At 32.3% G+C, this 18,315-nt stretch carries 17 protein-coding genes and 3 pseudogenes; 10 read left to right on the forward strand and 10 right to left on the reverse strand.

Annotated features, from left to right (window positions below; all coding sequences use genetic code 11):
* Positions 1-250 precede the first annotated feature (250 nt).
* Positions 251-751 carry a hypothetical protein gene (locus QM959_RS01450; RefSeq protein ID WP_414370925.1) on the reverse strand — a complete coding sequence of 167 codons (501 nt, stop codon included), beginning with the start codon at positions 749-751 and terminating at the stop codon, positions 251-253.
* 147 nt (positions 752-898) lie between these two features.
* Between QM959_RS01450 and QM959_RS01455 the strand changes: the two genes are divergently transcribed.
* Together QM959_RS01455 and QM959_RS01460 are read left to right on the forward strand one after the other, a co-directional pair.
* Positions 899-1,087, forward strand: a complete 189-nt coding sequence (locus QM959_RS01455; protein ID WP_000171300.1) for a hypothetical protein — start codon at positions 899-901, stop codon at positions 1,085-1,087.
* Positions 1,080-1,691, forward strand: a complete 612-nt coding sequence (locus tag QM959_RS01460) for a Fic/DOC family protein (RefSeq protein ID WP_125404371.1) — start codon at positions 1,080-1,082, stop codon at positions 1,689-1,691. Before QM959_RS01455 ends, QM959_RS01460 begins: the two co-directional genes overlap by 8 nt.
* 122 nt (positions 1,692-1,813) lie before the next feature.
* Here the strand turns inward: QM959_RS01460 and QM959_RS01465 are convergent, their stop codons facing one another.
* From QM959_RS01465 to QM959_RS01475, 3 genes are all read right to left on the reverse strand, one after another.
* Complete coding sequence (locus QM959_RS01465; RefSeq protein ID WP_414370927.1) at positions 1,814-3,097, reverse strand: hypothetical protein; 1,284 nt, start codon at positions 3,095-3,097, stop codon at positions 1,814-1,816.
* Positions 3,098-3,201: 104 nt separating this feature from the next.
* Positions 3,202-3,474, reverse strand: a complete 273-nt coding sequence (locus QM959_RS01470) for a tyrosine-type recombinase/integrase (RefSeq protein WP_414370929.1) — start codon at positions 3,472-3,474, stop codon at positions 3,202-3,204.
* Positions 3,475-3,752: 278 nt separating this feature from the next.
* Positions 3,753-3,986 carry a hypothetical protein gene (locus QM959_RS01475; RefSeq protein WP_414370931.1) on the reverse strand — a complete coding sequence of 78 codons (234 nt, stop codon included), beginning with the start codon at positions 3,984-3,986 and terminating at the stop codon, positions 3,753-3,755.
* 1,155 nt (positions 3,987-5,141) lie between these two features.
* On the opposite strand from QM959_RS01475, the gene QM959_RS01480 reads away from it, so the two are divergent.
* Entirely contained in the window at positions 5,142-6,152 is a 1,011-nt protein-coding gene (locus tag QM959_RS01480) for a site-specific integrase (protein WP_414370932.1), read from the forward strand.
* A 140-nt stretch (positions 6,153-6,292) separates the two neighbouring features.
* On the opposite strand, the gene QM959_RS01485 is transcribed toward QM959_RS01480, so the two are convergent.
* From QM959_RS01485 to QM959_RS01510, 6 genes and pseudogenes are all read right to left on the reverse strand, one after another.
* Positions 6,293-7,975, reverse strand: a complete 1,683-nt coding sequence (locus QM959_RS01485; protein ID WP_414370934.1) for an ABC transporter ATP-binding protein — start codon at positions 7,973-7,975, stop codon at positions 6,293-6,295.
* A 21-nt stretch (positions 7,976-7,996) separates the two neighbouring features.
* Positions 7,997-8,716, reverse strand: a complete 720-nt coding sequence (locus QM959_RS01490) for an ABC transporter ATP-binding protein (protein ID WP_414370936.1) — start codon at positions 8,714-8,716, stop codon at positions 7,997-7,999.
* 135 nt (positions 8,717-8,851) lie between these two features.
* Complete coding sequence (locus QM959_RS01495; RefSeq protein WP_414370937.1) at positions 8,852-9,592, reverse strand: ABC transporter permease; 741 nt, start codon at positions 9,590-9,592, stop codon at positions 8,852-8,854.
* 178 nt (positions 9,593-9,770) lie between these two features.
* Positions 9,771-10,406, reverse strand: a complete 636-nt coding sequence (locus tag QM959_RS01500) for a TetR/AcrR family transcriptional regulator (RefSeq protein WP_414370939.1) — start codon at positions 10,404-10,406, stop codon at positions 9,771-9,773.
* Between the two features lie 113 nt (positions 10,407-10,519).
* Positions 10,520-10,794: pseudogene (locus QM959_RS01505) on the reverse strand (hypothetical protein).
* Between the two features lie 33 nt (positions 10,795-10,827).
* Positions 10,828-11,235, reverse strand: a complete 408-nt coding sequence (locus tag QM959_RS01510) for a DUF5945 family protein (protein ID WP_414370941.1) — start codon at positions 11,233-11,235, stop codon at positions 10,828-10,830.
* Between the two features lie 437 nt (positions 11,236-11,672).
* Here QM959_RS01510 and QM959_RS01515 point away from each other — a divergent pair, with 437 nt between their 5' ends.
* From QM959_RS01515 to QM959_RS01545, 7 genes and pseudogenes are all read left to right on the forward strand, one after another.
* On the forward strand, positions 11,673-12,341 hold the full coding sequence (locus QM959_RS01515) for a hypothetical protein (RefSeq protein WP_414370943.1): 669 nt from the start codon (positions 11,673-11,675) through the stop codon (positions 12,339-12,341).
* A gap of 142 nt (positions 12,342-12,483) precedes the next feature.
* Positions 12,484-13,026: a hypothetical protein gene (locus QM959_RS01520; protein WP_414370945.1), complete on the forward strand. Its 543-nt coding sequence runs from the start codon at positions 12,484-12,486 to the stop codon at positions 13,024-13,026.
* Between the two features lie 139 nt (positions 13,027-13,165).
* Positions 13,166-13,426, forward strand: a complete 261-nt coding sequence (locus QM959_RS01525) for a helix-turn-helix domain-containing protein (protein WP_414370947.1) — start codon at positions 13,166-13,168, stop codon at positions 13,424-13,426.
* A gap of 67 nt (positions 13,427-13,493) precedes the next feature.
* The gene (locus tag QM959_RS01530; protein WP_414370949.1) at positions 13,494-14,711 is read left to right on the forward strand and encodes a tyrosine-type recombinase/integrase; all 1,218 of its coding nucleotides are present in this window, start codon (positions 13,494-13,496) and stop codon (positions 14,709-14,711) included.
* Between the two features lie 540 nt (positions 14,712-15,251).
* Entirely contained in the window at positions 15,252-17,498 is a 2,247-nt protein-coding gene (gshAB, locus tag QM959_RS01535) for a bifunctional glutamate--cysteine ligase GshA/glutathione synthetase GshB (RefSeq protein ID WP_414370950.1), read from the forward strand.
* Between the two features lie 136 nt (positions 17,499-17,634).
* A pseudogene (locus tag QM959_RS01540) lies at positions 17,635-17,956 on the forward strand (transposase); the annotation flags it as partial.
* 155 nt (positions 17,957-18,111) lie between these two features.
* A pseudogene (locus QM959_RS01545) lies at positions 18,112-18,315 on the forward strand (ISL3 family transposase); the annotation flags it as partial.

The raw sequence follows: 18,315 nt of genomic DNA on the forward strand, positions 1-18,315 counted from the left end.
GGAAGTATAGTAATTCTTTCGAATTAACGTTTACTAAATTGTGATGCTTTACGAGCTTTCTTAAGACCTGGTTGGAAACACTTTTATTTGAATAAGTTTCAATATCCGCTTAAAATCAATGTTTTCCCACATTTACAGAAAACAAAATTTCATCTAATTTGAATCAATTTCAGTTGAATGGTGTGAATTTTACCCTAAAAATACACAAATTGAGCTAGATTTTACCAAAAAGTTCACACCATTGGTTCAATTATTTTTTGTTACGTACGTTTTTCTTAGATGATAGACTTCCTAATGTATTTCTTATAGCATTTGAGCAAACCTCCGTTAAAGGTTCTCCTATTGCCTCCTTGTAATTAAATCCTAATAGTTGCATAGTCTTTAAAGCATCCTTATTAAGTAGAGCAACCAATTGTTTCATTGAATCTTCTTTCCCATCTTCAACATTAGTAAATGAAGATAGAAGAGAAATAACCCGTTCTAAAGTGTTGTGCAAATACTCAATATCTTTATCATCAATATGTACTTTTTCATATTCTTCTTTATATGCCTGAGCAATTCTGATTGCCTGTTCTCGTTCCGAAAGTAACTCATTTACAATTTCATCATAAGTATTTCGTAATTTATCGGCGTTACGTTCTTCCTTTAATGATTGAATTTTACTATTCACTAGTGTTGTTGTTCCCTTAAATGTTAGAGTTCCCAATTCAATCCCTGCTTTTACTAAAGCTTCTGTAATATATGGCTCCATGCTATACCTCTGTTATTTCTTTTCATAATAAAACTATTTTATCATAAATCTACATTAAACATAATATATCTTATAGTCTCTATCCCTTTAGGTAAAAATACCGATTTTATGGTATAATAAAGGTAACATTATATAAGGAGATGTGACATGACTCTTGATGTAAATAAAGAAGAATTAACAATTTTAGGGATTCCTTTTGATAATTTTTCAGATTTCGATACCGTCTGGTATGCTATTGGATCATCAATGATTGAAAATTATGAACCTACTGTTCAAGATGTGATTGATTTAAAAACTTATGTTGTCAATAGACGAAAGGAATTGAATATTGGTTAAAAATCAATACGAAGGCTATAAGTACATTGACCCTAATCACCAATATACCTATCCAAATTCCACAGTCTTAATCAACAAACAAAATGTTACAAATATTGAAGAAGCCTATCGGAATGAACACTTATTCGTTACTAAAAGACTTGCAGACTTGCGCTTGAAAGCCATTGAAGTCTATTCCATGAGTAATATTTTAGCCATTCATAACTATTTGTTTCAGGATGTTTATGCCTGGTCAGGACAATATCGCAAGGTGAATATCTCTAAAAGTGGTAATCCTTTTATGTCGATACAGTCGTTTAATGCTGCTGAAACTTATATAAATCATCTCATTCATTCCTATCATCAAACTGCCAACTCAAAAGATGAAATCATTAAACATTTAGCAAAAATTCTTGATAATCTTAATTATTTCCATCCCTTTCGAGAAGGAAATGGACGAACTCAACGAGAAGTTATTCGTTCCTTAGCACTATCAAAAGGATATTCTGCACAAATACGAGTGGAACAAGATGATGAAGTTTACAACCTTTATATGGACGGAACTGTCTATGGAGACTTAGGGAAGCTAGAAGAATTATTTGGTAAAATATTAAAAGAAATATAGATTGTAATACTTGATAATTACAGAAGTGAAGTGATTAGATATATTAAAAGCCTATGAAATCAGCATTTCAAAGGCTTTTTTCTTTTAATTTTAGCAAAACAACTGAATTTTAACTGATTATATCACTTTAGGAGAGCAATAACAGATATAATGGTAGCAATGATGGAGACTATCGTAGCAACGATAGAACTTATGGTATTTGCCTTTGTGTAATTTATCTCTGTAAGCATATTCAAATAGGAATAATTTTCTTTAATTACATTTCGATAATATGACAGATTTTTATGAAATAAATTTTCTAGTTGAACTTCGTCATTTGATACAAATATAGTCCAAGAATCTTCAAAGTCTTTTTTAAAATTAGAAATATCTATTCTGTTTTCTGACTCCGATAGGCTTTGTATCTTTTTCAAAAGGTTTAAAAAATTTTTATTAAACATTATGTTCTTTCTTCCTGATACATATTTCGAAAAATCTCTTTCAAAAATGTGAAGTTCTCGCTCTCCAAATAATAAGTAATAGAGCTCGTTCCCATATTGCGATATAGACCCTAAAATACTAAATCTAGGAATGAAATTATTTCCTGAGTATAGAACATAATCGCTATCATTAAAACTATTTGAAATATAGTAATTACCTTTATTATTATATAGACTATAACTAATATCCCCGAAGTATGTTTTATCTATATCAACTTTTTCTTTTCGAAAAGCAACTGTTAGATTAATTAATTTGTTCATTTTCCCATTTTCGCTATATAAAAACGTAGTTATGTAATGTTGACATATCAAAGAAGGAAGTTCATTTGTCATCTGATCAATAGCTAGATAATTAAGTTTATCGTCCTTATCATCCAGAATATACCAATTAATGTAATCTTTTTTACTCAAGTTATTGATATTATCAGAAATAAATAATTGAAGATTAGACTCTGTCAATACTTGTTTGAAATGAAATCTATATTGAAAAATAGCATAATAATTATTTACCGTCGCCCAACTTATTTCAATACTGCTGAAAAATTTATCTCCAATTATCTCAATTTCAGCAAAAATTCCGACTCCATGCCTTAAATATTCTAAATGGACATAGTCGTATTTTTTAAATATAGTAGGTTTTTTATAATAATTTGTCACTTTAAATTTCGACTTTGGTAACGAATATAAACGCTTCGTTAATTTATTAACACCCTCATTTGAAAGTGTATCTAAAATAATAAACTCGCCAATTGAGAATTCATCAAAATAGTCTGTCCGTGTCCTCCATTCGGGGTGTTTTTCTTCAATGTACTTTTTATGAAATTCTAATCCTTCCTGCTCATTTCTTTGATAATAAGATTGATATTCTTCTGTTGCAACTATTTTTAAATAATAATCAAAAAACTTCTTAGCTTGTCTATTTATCATACCTACACCTAATTGATACTTTATATCACTATCATATCATTTTTTGAATAAAACTGAATCAATAACTGCAACTATTACTCATTTTATGATTTCAGCCAAATCTATCATAGTTTGTTCAATCTTATGTTTTCTTTTTTGCATAACATGAAGATAGATTTTTCTACTTCTCTGCTATCTTCTGAATGTCCCACAAACTCTCGAATAAAGTTTAGGTTCACATTCTTATCAGCCAGGACTGAAACAAAACTATGTCGGAACATATGGGGAACTATGTAAACAGGCCTACCAAAATCAACTATGTTATCAATATCCTTATAGGATTTTCTACTTTTCTTATTATACTTAGCGGACTGACTAGTTCCACCACTTAAGAACATTGAAATTTCTATATGATACAATGCTCTGCCCTGTTTGTTATTTATAGAAGTAAAATAGGGATTCACTACACGTAACTAGACGGTATAGACCTTGATTCAAAGCGATTTTTGAGATTCTAAATTTCACTACATCGCAATATAAATCAACCGAATCACTACCTTATTTGAAATAAAAATGATGATTCGGATTTTTAAAGGAAGAGGGACTGAACTACACCCCAAAAGTTAGTTTTTTTCTGTCTAACTTTTGGAGTGCAGTTTGCTTGGTCCCAGTATGTTTATTTCATTTTGGATAACTTCATCAATAAACTTAAGCGTTCATCATTTTTGAGCTCTGATAACAAGCAAATCAACCGCTCATATCCAAGATCTTTCTTCTGCTTGATTAATGAGTTCATCACAGCCACCAAATCCTCTGGCGTAAAATTCCTTAAGTAAAGTGTAACATAACTTCCACTATTAGAAAATAGGCTAACATGAATTGCATTATGTTCTTTTTGCCTAATTTTCATACCTCCTGTAGACTCCCTAATATAGAACTCATACACTGTCTTTTTGGGGTAGCAATCAAATGAGTTTTCGAATTCTCTACGATTTTTATAGAGAATATAACTAATGAGGCTAAAATATTTAAGAAACATATTTGTCTCCTCCTTGAGTATTATTATAATTTTAGTATGCCATTTTTTTCAAAATAAAAAAATAAAATATTTAAAAAACTGATAAAGGTATTGTTTACTTCTCAATTTTTTGTAGTTTTTCTCTTTCTCTCATTTCCATTTTTTTACGATTCTGATTTTTGTGTGTTTAGCGTTGACAGAAACGTATGTGTAAGTCACGCTAAACACACAATACTAAGTAAAAGTGAATAACGTAAAAAAATCTTATCCTGACTTTTTTGTTTTGTTTTTTATGGCATAATATTATTAGATAATAATTGATTTAGTAGAGACGTAACTATTATAGCTACGTTTTTTATGTTTGAAAGGAGGTAGCTATCGTGGAAACAGTAGGTTTAAACTGGGTTAGGAAAGAACCGGTTTTGTATTTCATTAACTAAAAAAATAAATGAATAGATAATAAAAGAGATGTCAATAGCATTTAAAAAAAATTTTTGATCGTAACAAAGTAAATAATAAAAGAGATGTCAATAGCATTTAAAAAAAATTTTTGATCGTAACAAAGTAAATAATAAAAGTAAAAAACGAAAGTAAATAACAGGAACCAATTTTTGTATTCCATTAACTAAAAAAGAAATGTTAATGGCAGTTTAAAAAATTTTTTTGATCATAACAAAGTAAAAAATAAAAGTAAAAAACGAAAGCAAATAACAAAAGTCTAAAAATCAAATACAAAAACTAGCTTAACTCGGTCGCTAAATTCAGAGCATTTAAACCTGAAAAAGACGAACAAGAAAGAACAACAGATTTTTATCTGCAAGATGGAACTCTACATCTGATTTTAATTGAGTCAACTTGTCATGTTGTACAATGACTTGGTTATCTTCTTAACCATAATTAAGAAGCGCCCTCAGCAAAGGGAAGATACTATATCAGTGAATATAAGCTTAAGTCACTGTACTATTTCAACTTGAATAAAAAAGACCTTAAGATTTTTCTTAAGATCTTCTTTATAAGCACATTATCTACTATAGAAAGGAAAGAACTATGGCAAGGAAGAAACGTAGTCGTGCTGAACGACGAAAAGCTAAAGAGAAAGCAAAGAAACAACAGATGGATGCTCTAACCACTTTCGAAGGTCGTAAACAATTCGTCCAATCAAAAGGACTAACTAATCTAGTTATGCGCTTTAAAACAGGGAAAGGTATCAAGCGAAATGAATCCAAAAAAACAGGAGAGGACATTTATTTAATCCATACAGATCGAACTCTTCATAACTATGCTGGATCCTGGAGCAGATTCGCTTCCTTTGTTGCCTCAATAACTACTGCCGAAGATTTAGAAGCTCTTAATGAATCTAATGAAATTGATGGATGGATTGACTTAGTAAATCAATACTTAGAACATTGTAAAAAATCAGGGCTTTCTGCTCCAACCCAGTCAACCTATAAAGCAGCATTAGCCAAAGTTTTAGGCGTGTCTTCTACTACTTTTGTTGCAACAGATATTCGATACCGAGCCGACAAAAAGAATAATCGCTTAAAGTCTAACGATGACAGAATGTCTGAAGAAACAAATAATCGCTGGTTCTCAATCGTTTCTGCGACTGGGCTACGAAAAAATGAATTAAAGGCTATTACTGGAGACTCCCTCTACCAACGTGAGGATGGCCAATATTATCTTAAAATTATTGGTAAAAAACATAAAACGAAAGGAGCCCGAGACCGTTGGGTTCCGATTATTACACGAGACGAAGAAGAATTAGAGAGACTTGTTGAAGAATTTAGGCTAGCTGGTAAAAAACGTGTATTTCAAGTTCCATCTGCTTTAAAACCTCACAAATATCGTGCTGAATACGCAAAACGACTTTATCTTCTTGTCTCACGAGATCCAAAAGACATCAAGGATAAAAAGGAAAAAATTTATTTACGAGGGGAATTAAAAGGCGTTGTCCTTGATCGAAAGGCTTGTTTAATTGTATCGCGTGCGCTTGGACACAATCGACCTGAAGAGTTTCAAAAATCCTACGCATATAAATTAATCTCACAAGCGAACTAAATAACTTTTTTAAACATTATTATATTTTGATCGTAAAAAAATAGTTCTATAATTTCTACAATTGATAAAATAACTGTAGGAATTATAGAACTTTTTATTTTCCAATTTAGTAATATTGATATTTGAAAAATATATTATCATTACACACTCAACTCAACCAATTTATAAAATTCACCTTTCCTATCCATCAAGTTATCAAAAGAACCATCTTCAACAATAACTCCATTTTTCATAAAAAGGATTCTATTGTATTTTTTCAACATGCTCTTATTTAACTTATGCGTAACAACAAGAACCGTCAAATCTTGAATTTCTAAAATTGAATTTTCAATTTCAGTAGTAACTTTATTATCTAAAGACGAGGTAGCCTCATCTAATAATAAGATTGGTGTTTTTCGAATTAAAGCACGCGCAATACTAAGTCTCTGTCTTTCTCCCCCAGATAGATTTGATCCATTCTCGCCACATAAAGTTTGTAGACCTAATTCATTTTCTAAAATATAACTTTCTAAACCAGACTGCTGTATAGCTTTTTTTATATCATCTTCAGTAAAGGATTGACTAAGGGTAATATTTGCTTTTAAAGTATCATCAAAGATATAAACATCTTGCTGAACAATAGTCATTAAGTTATAAAGGCTCTCTGCTGAAATAGCTTGCAAATCTTGATTATCAATTGAGATATACCCACTTGTTACATCATAGAAACGCAGTAATAGATTAAGTAAAGTTGATTTTCCACTGCCTGACATACCTACTATTGCAATTTTTTCCCCCTTTTTGATCTGCAAAGATAAATTATTAAAAATCTTTTCCTCAGCATTAGGGTAGGAAAAATCTACATTTGAAAAAGAAATGACATCATCAAAATATTCTTTCCTTTTACCAGTCTGAAGTTCTGTTACATCTTTTACCTCAAATGAATTCAGTGTGGCCTGACCTTCACGGAATTTACTCATTCCCATACCAATTTCATTTAGTGGCATTACTACAAAATTGACTAGTTGAACAATAGCTGTAACACTCCCAATTGTGGTATGCCCACCGAAGACCAGATACATTCCTCCACCAAAGGCTACTAAAAAAACAATCATCCCTGAAAATTGAGAAATAACATTAGATAAAACATCAAATTTCCCTTTGATGAAATATATCTCATCCAATTTTTCGCTTTCGTTTTTGTAATCTTGACCGATAGCCTCTTTCACATTAAAACTCTTTATAACTAGAAACCCTGCTAAAATATCTTTAACCTTAGCTAAATATTTCTGATCGGCTATCATAGAACTATTTTGTAGAGAGGCTGATTTTTGTCCAATAAATCCTGAAATCATCATAGGAATAATGCTAGCAATGATAACTAATAAGGTCAAAAACCAATTACCTATAAACATAGCTAGGAGTGAAAAAATCATTAAGGAAAGGTTTTTTGAAATATTAAAATACTGGTGTAGATAATCTTGCTCAATTTTCTTCATATTTTCGGTTAATACAGAAATAAACTTCCCTGATTTTTCTTTAGAAAAGTCTCTATAATCACTATCTAAAATAGATTGGAACACCTTGTTTTTGTATCTTGACATGATTTGCCTAACAAGTTTATTTCTCAATCGAAGAGATATAAAGCTCAGCCCTGCATAAATGAAAATAACAGTAGCTCCTACTAGTACCGCTTGAGTTAAGGCATCTTCATTTTGGGACATACCACTATCAATTATCCCTTTAATAGAATAAGCAAAAGTAATATTAGTTAAAGGAACTAGTATATTAAAAATCATGAAAGTATAAAAAGACTTCTTATGGTACTTTGTCAATTGTTTCATTCCTAATCTACCTCATAATTCTTAAATTTCATTTAGAAAATGTGACATAAAATATTCTTCTAAGTCAATATTCTCTCTCCTAATCTCTTTCATAGAGACCTGTTCTACAATTTCTCCATTTTTGATAAAACCAATTTTATCTGCTATCTGTGAAATTTCCGATAATATATGACTCGATATTAGTATTGTAATTCCATGTTCCTTTGAAAGCGACAACAAAAGATTTCGAATTTCTTGAATTCCTATTGGATCTAAACCATTGATTGGCTCATCTAAAATTAACAATTTAGGTTTTGTTAGAAAGGCACGAGCTAAACCAAGCCTTTGCCTCATTCCTAACGAAAAATCTTTTACTTTTTTAGTCGTATTCTTTAATCCGACCATTTTTAAGGCTCTTATTATATCTGATTCAATAATATTTTTCCCCATATACTGAGCGTGAATTTCTAAAATTTCTTTTGCAGTGCAATTATCATAAAAAATTGGTGTTTCAATAACACTTCCAACCTGACTTAGAATCTCCTCTCTGTGATCTTGTAAATTTTTTCCAAAGATTTCAATACTACCAGATGTAACAGTTGATAAGGATAACATGCATTTCATTAAAGTTGTTTTCCCTGCGCCATTTGGTCCTAAAAATCCATAGATTTCTCCTTCAGAAATTTGTAAGTTAATACTACTTAAAATTTCTTCCTTAGCAATAGTTTTAAAAAGTTCTTTTATTTCAACAATATTTCTCATTTCTATCTCTCTTTCTATATCTAGCTTTAAATGCAAGAATTTTTCTCCCGGAACATAAATACCAACTTATACAGTCTCTTTTTTTATAGAAATCATTAAGGAATTATCACTTTTCTTCAATTAAACTCAGGTATGCTACTTGATACTAATATCTTGTCTTGAAATATTAAAAATTGAAAATGAAGTAATCATTAAACTTATGAAACTTGCAAATATCAAAAAGAATAAGTTATCAGCAATATTATTAGATAAACTTCCTGGACTTACATTTGAAAGTAATGCTGCTAAACCAAGTCCTGTAAGCATTGTTATAGCTGTTGAATGCTTAATCATACCTAAAACAAAAGGTAGTAGTCCGATTAATACTGTTCCAAATGTAATTCCAGCTAAGTCAATCATTTGATTAGCTACTGGGATATAATTTGATTCGGTTAAAACTGCTACTAATTTAATTAATAATTGAATCACTAAATGTGCAGTAAAATGAGCAATAAATGATATCAGAATTACTGTAAGCACTTTTCCCCATAGTAACTTTATTTTAGAAATAGGGTAAGAAAATAACTGAAAAATTGTTCTTCGTTTAAATTCATCAATAATAATCGTAGATAATAAATAAGATTCAAAAATCAAAAATGCTGCTTTTGTAAATAAAGATGAAAATAATGAAGTTGCAATTGCCCAACTTCCCCATTTATCAGTAATTTTAATATTACTGGCACCCTGTCCAACAAAATCTCCCAGTTTATTATCAGTACCTAACCCCATGATTACGATTCCTGTAATACCTAATATTATCAATATAGTACCCAACCAAGCAAAAAATAATTTTGATTTTGAAACTTTATTTAATTCAATTCTAATAAGCGACAACATAGATTTTTCCTCCAAAAAATTTTGTTAATATTAATTACACTATTCAAAAAGTACCTTACATACTTCCGGTATGTAGAAATTTAAAAAATAAACATACCACATACCGAGGGTATGTATAATGGAATTTTTAATACCATATATAGAGTATGGTATTTTTTAAAATATCAATACTTAAAATTTATTTGACACCTTTTAAGTGATCAAATAATTGGAAAATTACTTCCATCATTTCATCAGAAATCAACTGCACCCCTAGTCCTTCAAAAGTAAGTTTAATGAAATTCATTTTACGCTTTAATTCTTCTACTGAATAAATAGAAATTTGGAACCCAATCCAAATATTCAATGTTAAAACAATCAAATCAGCTAGCTCTTCTGGATATTCTGTTTTAATTGATTTATCTTCAATACCTTCGAAAACTTTTTCTCTAATCCCTGGTAAAAAATCAGAAAATAAATTTAGATACTGTTCACCTAATAAACGTGGACTTCTTAGCATAATTGAAGCTGAGTATACAAGCCTTTGTTGTTCTAAATTAGAGAACGCATCCATCAAAGAATTTTGTATTTTTTCTAATGCAGTATCTCCTCTCCAATTGTAATTTAAAATTTCTTGATTATTTTCGCTAATGATTGATTGCAATATTTCATCTTTAGACCCGAAATGATGATAAATAACACCTTTTGTCAATCCACCTAACTCATCGATTATATCTTGTATTGAGGTATTATCAAATCCTTTTTCTAAAAATAAATCTTTCGAAACTTCTAATATTTTTTTTCTAGTTTCATGTGAGTTTCTATTCCTTGCCATTTTAGCCCCTTTCTATCATACTGTCGGTATGTAATTCTATTATAATCTAACAAATTAATATTGTCAATATTTTGTTGTTTCCAATGATATTTTTGGAAATTTTATAAAACTATTTATTTCATTCCATCTTTCCTAAATCTCTCTAGATTCTTTTCCAATTGTTCCTTATGAAGTTGATTTTTAGCTACCTTTAATGTGTCGTCCAAAGTTTCTTCTCTATAAGTTGATTCTGTTTTTAGTTGCTTTGATTCTTGATCTGGAGTGAAAATGATATCAAACAGTCAATCTTTTTTTCAAAATCTTGGACGGACATATCAGATAGTTGATAAATTAGCTTCTTAAATATATCACTATTGTCTTGATTTTTTTTAATGTTGTAAGCATCTATAACCTCTCAAAAAAAGCATCCTATCAGGACTGCTTAGTGTAATTCGGAAATCGCATCATAAATGGACTGCAATTTCTTATTGTCTTTATTCTTTGTGTCAATCAAAGTATGTAGCTCTTCAATTTTCTTTCGGCTGCTTTCAATATCACTATTGTTATCCACAATCAGTCTTTTTAGATGTTGTTGATAACTTGTAGTGATATCTGTCTCTTTTCCTATTCTAACCTCTGTAACTTTAGGTTTAGAACTAGGATTTGATTCTGTCATAGGTGCTTGTTTCCGCTTTTGAAAAGCTGCTTCATAATTTACATCATTACCTCCTTGATGATTTCCAAATAAGTACGTAACTTTGTCTGAATTTTCTAATTTACTTTCTAAAAAGACTGGGCAAAATCTCAATTTCAGGAAAAAATGTAGTAAATCTTCCCACAAAAAACGCATAATATAAAGGCTTTAATACCTGATACTATACGTTTTATTGATTTTAAAGATTTTTTACCCAATCTCTCTAATTCTAATAAAAATTAGTTTGTGTTTATCTGAGCCTAACATAGATGGCTTTTTCTGTCTAGCTTAATTTTACAAATTGGGAATAAATAAAGTAGATAAGAACTTACTTTTTCCTTCAAAACCTTGTCACACCGCGTTTTTAAAGCACTCAAAGATTGAGTGCTTTTTTTGTTTTTAAAAAAATTTTTCATTTTTTTAGAAAATACAAGATTTTGACATGATTTGTGGCATACTCTTAATGCAACAAATAGGAAGTTTATATTGAATTAAAAATGCGGTTAAAATAATTTAACTGTTTTTTTACAATATCTAATACTTCTTAGCATATTTCCAATCAAAAATAATAGTAGAAAGGAAACCTTAAAAACTTGAAAAGACAACCTAAAGTTTCTACTGAACAGAAGCTTTTAAATGAGAAAAAAATCCAATCTTGTTTTACTTTAATGAATTCCTTTTGGGGCTTTGATCGCATGGATTTCAACTTAGGTGAAAATCTAATTGTTGATATTGAAGAACTGAAAGAATACAGAAAAAAGAATCCTGATAAGGTTAAAAAATTAAATTACAATTCAAATCAGATAGAAGATTTAATTATCCAATCAAGGGAATTCGGAAGACTTGAAATTGGAAAAATTTATAAAAAAGAAATCGGAGATACTGTTAATTATTGCTTACTACAGTTGAATCATGGAGGTCTCAATTTTGAAACTCTCTCTATTTCAGCAATACGAAAGAAACTAATAAATGTTATTACAAGAATTAAACAGCAAACTGGTATTTGGATTATCCCAACTACTATTAGGATTGATCAAATGGAAATCGCATTTACATTTGCTACTGATGCGATTATTCATTTTCAAACAAGAAATTTATTATTGAGGAGTTTATCTAATACATCTCAAGTAAATAAAAAAGTTTATACAGGCTGTTCAACTCCTGAAGATCACCATATTCTTTCGAGTAAAAAAATGAAAACTTGTTGCATGTTCTTTACGATAAAACAGCAAAAGCAGAACATAATAAACAGATTGAATTAAACGCATCTCGTAAATATCGCATCTATAGATACGAAATGACACTGAATGAAGAAAAAATTAAAAGTGAATTCAAGACTACTGACTTAGATAAATTACACAATGATCAGCTCTATCATTTGTATATAGTGTAATTGAGAAAGGATTGTCCAACTTTAAGATACTTGTTCAAACTTCAGTAAGAGATACCCAAAATAAGTTAAAAGAATTGTATGAAGAAAAAGGTAAAGATGAATATATAAAAACTTTTTTTGAAACTCAACTAAATCATGCTATGGATTATTTATATCCATTAACATTGGATGAATCTATTTTCTTATTTATTGATGTATCTGAATTTGTAAATCCAAAAAACTCTGCAAGAACTAAAAGAAATATGATTAAAGAAAGTAGGAGGAATGACTTAAGGAATGAGAGTTATTTTCTTTCTATTATGATTACATGGCAAGTACTATATCTCTTTAGCTTAATGCTAGATAGTCTATGTCTTGTTACTATCTTTGATTTTGGTTGTTACAAGAGTAATCAAAATACTAAACTTCATTTGTTTAAAATCCCTAATTTTACTAATGAAGAAAAAGATAGTTTTATTAAGAACGTTATTAAAAACAAGGATAAAGACATAGGTTCATCCTTGGATTCTTTTTTAGATAACATTCAAATAAATACTTCCTCCATTTTAATATAAATTCTGATTAAAAAAATGAAAAAGTATTAATACAGCAACGTTTTCCTGTTTTTTAAGTCTTCAACCCTTGAAGACTTAAAAAACAAAATTCAAACTAATAAAATTTAAATCTAACAGAAAGAAATAAACAGGACTTTTTATGAATTTATTTATTCCAGACGAAATGATTCAGCAATTTCAATTACTAATATCAGATATTGTTAAGAAAGAACTAGATAAATTTTTAGATATTAATGAAATTACCAATCACTATTTGAATAAAAAGCAGACTTGTGATTATTTGAATATATCCAACAATACTTTAGACAGCTGGATTAAGCAAGGCTTACCTTGCATTAAGGTGGGAAAAACTGTTCGCTTTAGCAAAACAGAAATCAATCGTTGGTTACAAAAGCAGTAGAAATTCTATGGTGGTTTGTTATAATGTAACCATGGTATTTTCTAGCTCAATTCAAAAGGAGAATACTATGTCTATTACAAAAACTAAAAACGGAACTTATCGCTTACGTGTTTATATTCCTGAAGAGGTTAAATCTTCGCTAGGTATTGATAAGAAAGTGATTGAAAAACGGTTCAAATCAAGGAGTGAAGCAAAAAAATATGAACTAGAACTCCAAAATAAGATTGATAAAATTCTTAGTGGAGGATCTGCTTCATTGGAGAATAGCGGTTCTATCCTCTTTTCAGATTTCTATCACAACATTTGGTGGGAATCTTATAAAGCAGGTCATACTACTTCTACCACTAAACCACCATCTCAAGCAACTATAGTTGGAACAGAAATTGCTTTTAGAAAACACATCCTACCTTTACTTGGCAATTTTTCAATAGACTTTCTTAATCAAAATAAGCAAGTTGTACTAAATCTATTGACTCAGAAGTCTGAAGAATATGCAAACTTCAAAGTTATTAGAAGCTACGTTAATTCTATCTTTGATTGGGCAGAAGAATTAGAATATATCGAAACTAACCGCTTATCTAAAACAATAAGTCGTATCAAAGCCACTAAGAAAATTAAGTTAGAAGAGGCTAAAAAAGACGAGGATTTATATCTTTCACAAGCAGAACTTCAAGCATGGTTTACAGCTTTTGAAGATGACTTAGAAAACGGGAAGCTCACATTCAAAGATTATGTGCTATTCTATACTACCTTCTTCTTAGGAGATAGGAAATCCGAAAGCTATGCTTTGCAATGGAAACACATTAACATCAAGAAACAGGAAATTCAATTGGTTCAAGCCTTAGATAAATATAAAAATGTAAAATCTACAAAAGGGAACAAGAAAACAACTTTCCAAATCCCTATTGAACTAACTGAATTGCTCCAATCTTGGAAAAAGCAACAAAAAACTGAGCTCGCAAAATTTGGTATTATTCAATCTGATGAACAATATGTCTTTACTTATGTCGATATGAAGGGTAATGTTAATAGCCCTCTACACTCTGACTATCTTAATAATAAAATGAAATCTGTCAAACACCGTCATAAGGAGCTGGCACATGCTACACCTCACAAATTACGCCATACAGGCGCAACTCTAGCTAAACAAGCAGGAACTTCACTTGAAGCTATTTCAGAGGCACTTACGCATAGCGATACCCTTACAACAAAGACTTATGTCAATACTTCGAATGTTATTCCAATGGCTGTTGGAGATATTGCCTATCGTAATCTTAAAAAGTAATGGTGTGAAAAGTGGTGTGAATTTTGCTAAAAATCATCCAAAAAACACCCCATGGTGTGAACCATGAAGTGTTTCGAAACGTTGATAGTATCGTATTGATTAACGTTTTGAGAATTGTGATGCTTTACGAGCTTTCTTAAGACCTGGTTTGGAAAGTATGGATTTCAGTTGGACTAAAAACAGCGTAATATAACGGCTTTTCAGAACTATATCTACTAATTAATTTCATAAAATATGAATCATTATTTTTTAAATAGGGGAATAGTTTAGGTCTGTAAGAATTAACTTATACACTTACAAGGTTTATTCTGATCGACTTTATAACTGTCTACGAAAAAAAGACAGAAATGAGAGATTGAGTGTGGGGAAAAAACTATTAGGTGTAGTTTCAATACTTCTACTAATGCTTTTGCTTATATTTAATGCAAGTAAATAGTCAATTCGTCCGAGCATTTCCTTCTCCATCTCCGTAGCAGAAAGTTGAGTTTATTTAACAAACTGATAAAATAATAGAGAAACTAGTTATTTCGAGGCCCAATCATGAACCTATCAAACGTATTTCAAAAATTATCCCCAAATACTCCCATCTTACAAGCTACCTTTGGTCTGGAGCGCGAATCTCTACGAATCAATACTGAAGGCCGTGTCGCTCAAACGCCACACCCTGAAAAATTGGGTTCTCGCAGTTTCCATCCCTATATCCAGACAGATTATAGCGAACCTCAACTAGAGCTCATTACACCGGTAGCACAGTCGACCACGGAAGCTCGTCGCTTCCTCGGGGCCATCACCGATGTGGCTATTCGCTCAATGGATAAGTCAGAATATCTTTGGCCTTTATCCATGCCACCTGTGATTGTAGAAGAAGAGATTCAGATTGCCCAGTTGGAAAGTGACTACGAGTATCAATACCGAGTTGGTTTGGCAGAACGCTACGGCAAATTGCTCCAGTCCATATCTGGAATTCACTATAATTTTGAACTCGGCAAAGATCTGACCCAGCAGCTCTTTGAAGTCAGTGACTATGACGATTTACTGACCTTCAAGAATGCCCTCTATCTCAAGTTAGCTCAGAACTTCTTGTGTTATCGCTGGCTCTTGACCTACCTTTACGGAGCAAGCCCGCTAGCAGAAAAAGGGTTTTTGACAGATGAAATTGGTTGCGTGCGGTCGATTCGTAACTCCAACTACGGCTATGTCAATGCCCCCGATGTTCACATTTCCTTCTCTTCACTGGAGCAATACGTGACCGACATCGAAAATGCTGTTGGATCTGGGCAACTGTCCTCTGAAAAAGAATTTTACTCTGCCATCCGTTTACGCGGTGCTAAGACTAGCCGGGACTTTTTGACTAAGGGCATCTCCTATCTAGAGTTCCGCAACTTTGACCTCAACCCCTTTGAGCCACTGGCAATCAGCCAAGAAACACTAGACACCACCCACCTCTTTGCACTCGCACTCTTGTGGCTAGACGACATGGAGCGAGTCGACGAAGAATTGGCAGTAGCTGCTACTCTCAACAACCAAATCGCTCTCAGCCATCCCCACACACCACTTCCTAAAGAGGCTGACCCTAAACCTATCGTGACAGCCATGAAGGACATCGTCGCTCACTTTGGACTGGATGACTATTATAGCCAGCTTATCACTAAGGTGGAGGCCTCTCTTCTTGATCCACGTTTGACCCTTTCTGGAAAAATAGCAGAGCAGGTTGAAGAAGGGTCCCTTGAAAAATTTGGCCAACAACAAGGACAAGCCTTTCATGACTATGCTTGGACAGCACCTTATGCCCTCAAAGGCTATGAAAACATGGAACTCTCCACCCAAATGATTCTCTTTGACGCCATTCAGCTGGGCTTGAACGTAGAAATTTTAGATGAGGAAGACCAATTTCTCAAACTCTGGCATGGTGACCATGTGGAGTACATTAAAAATGGCAACATGACATCCAAAGATAACTACGTAATTCCACTGGCCATGGCTAATAAGGTTGTGACCAAAAAGATTTTGGACAAGGCTGGTTATCCAGTACCTGCGGGAGCAGAATTTGCTAACAAGGACGATGCCTTGCGGTACTACGGACAAATAGCCAACTCTGCTATTGTTGTCAAACCCAAATCCACCAACTTCGGTCTGGGCATTTCCATCTTCCAAGAGTCAACAAGCCTTTCTGGCTATGAAAAAGCCCTAGACATCGCCTTTTCGGAAGATAGCCATGTGCTAGTCGAGGAGTTTGTGGCAGGGACCGAGTACCGTTTCTTTATCTTGGATGGAAAATGCGAGGCTGTCCTGCTCCGCGTCGCGGCCAATGTCGTAGGCGACGGAAGCTCAAGCATCCGAGAATTAGTCGAAAAGAAAAACCAAGACCCTCTGCGTGGTCGCGACCATCGCTCACCTCTTGAAATCATCAATCTGGGTGATATTGAATTACTCATGTTGGAACAGCAGGGTTACACACCTGATACAGTCTTGCCTAAAGGTAGCCAAACCTTTCTGCGTGGTAATTCTAATATCTCAACTGGAGGCGACTCCATTGACATGACTGACCAGATGGGCGAGAGTTACAAACAACTAGCTGCCGATATGGCGACTGCTATGGGGGCTTGGGCCTGTGGAGTCGATTTGATTATCCCAGACTACACCAAGCCTGCTAGTAAGGAGCTACCAAATTGCACCTGTATCGAACTCAACTTCAATCCTGCCATGTACCTGCACGCCTATACTTACGTAGGGCCAGGACAACGTATCACACCGAAAATTTTACGGAAGTTGTTTGGAGAGATATGAGAATAAGATCAGAGATTTTCTGAGCTTACTTTTTTATATTTGATAAATGGTAAAATATAGTGCAACAAAAAACTCATAGAGCCCAATCTCGTGTAAACTGTAAGTAACCACACTAAACAGAACACGGGAGAAATCTATAAGCTACCATCATATTACCATAATTGAGCGAATTAAGATAGAGACTTACCTAGAATTAGGTCTCAAACCCTGCCAAATAGCTAGAAAATTAGGCGTTCACAAATCAACCTTCTCAAGAGAATTAAGTGTGGTAATGACACTTACTCTGCACAGGCAGCACAAACACACAATGAACAATTGGCGAAGCAGAAGGGAAGAAAATCGAGTTAGACTCCTGTGAATTGAAGTAGGAAATTAAAGAGCGATTACAATCTTCATGGTCTCCAGAACAAATTTGTAGTCGTTATCAACTTGAAAATAGGTCCATGGTGTCCTTCAAAATCCAATTTGTAAAATTAAGCTAGAAAAAAGGGCTCTATAATATTTGTAGTGGGTAAATCCCCTATGGATATTATGGAGCCTATTTTGTTGTAGAAAAAAAGTCCCATATGATCTATAATGAAAAGCGACAAAACAACTCATTAGAAAGATTCATATGGAACAATTACATTTTATCACAAAATTACTAGACATTAAAGACCCTAATATCCAAATTATAGATATCATCAATAAGGATACCCACAAAGAAATCATCGCTAAACTGGACTACGACGCCCCATCTTGTCCTGATTGTGGAAGCCAAATGAAGAAATATGATTTTCAAAAACCATCGAAAATTCCTTACCTTGAAACGACTGGT

The sequence above is a fragment of the Streptococcus mitis genome, from assembly GCF_047459985.1.
In the GTDB taxonomy this organism is placed as follows: Bacteria; Bacillota; Bacilli; order Lactobacillales; family Streptococcaceae; genus Streptococcus; species Streptococcus mitis_DZ.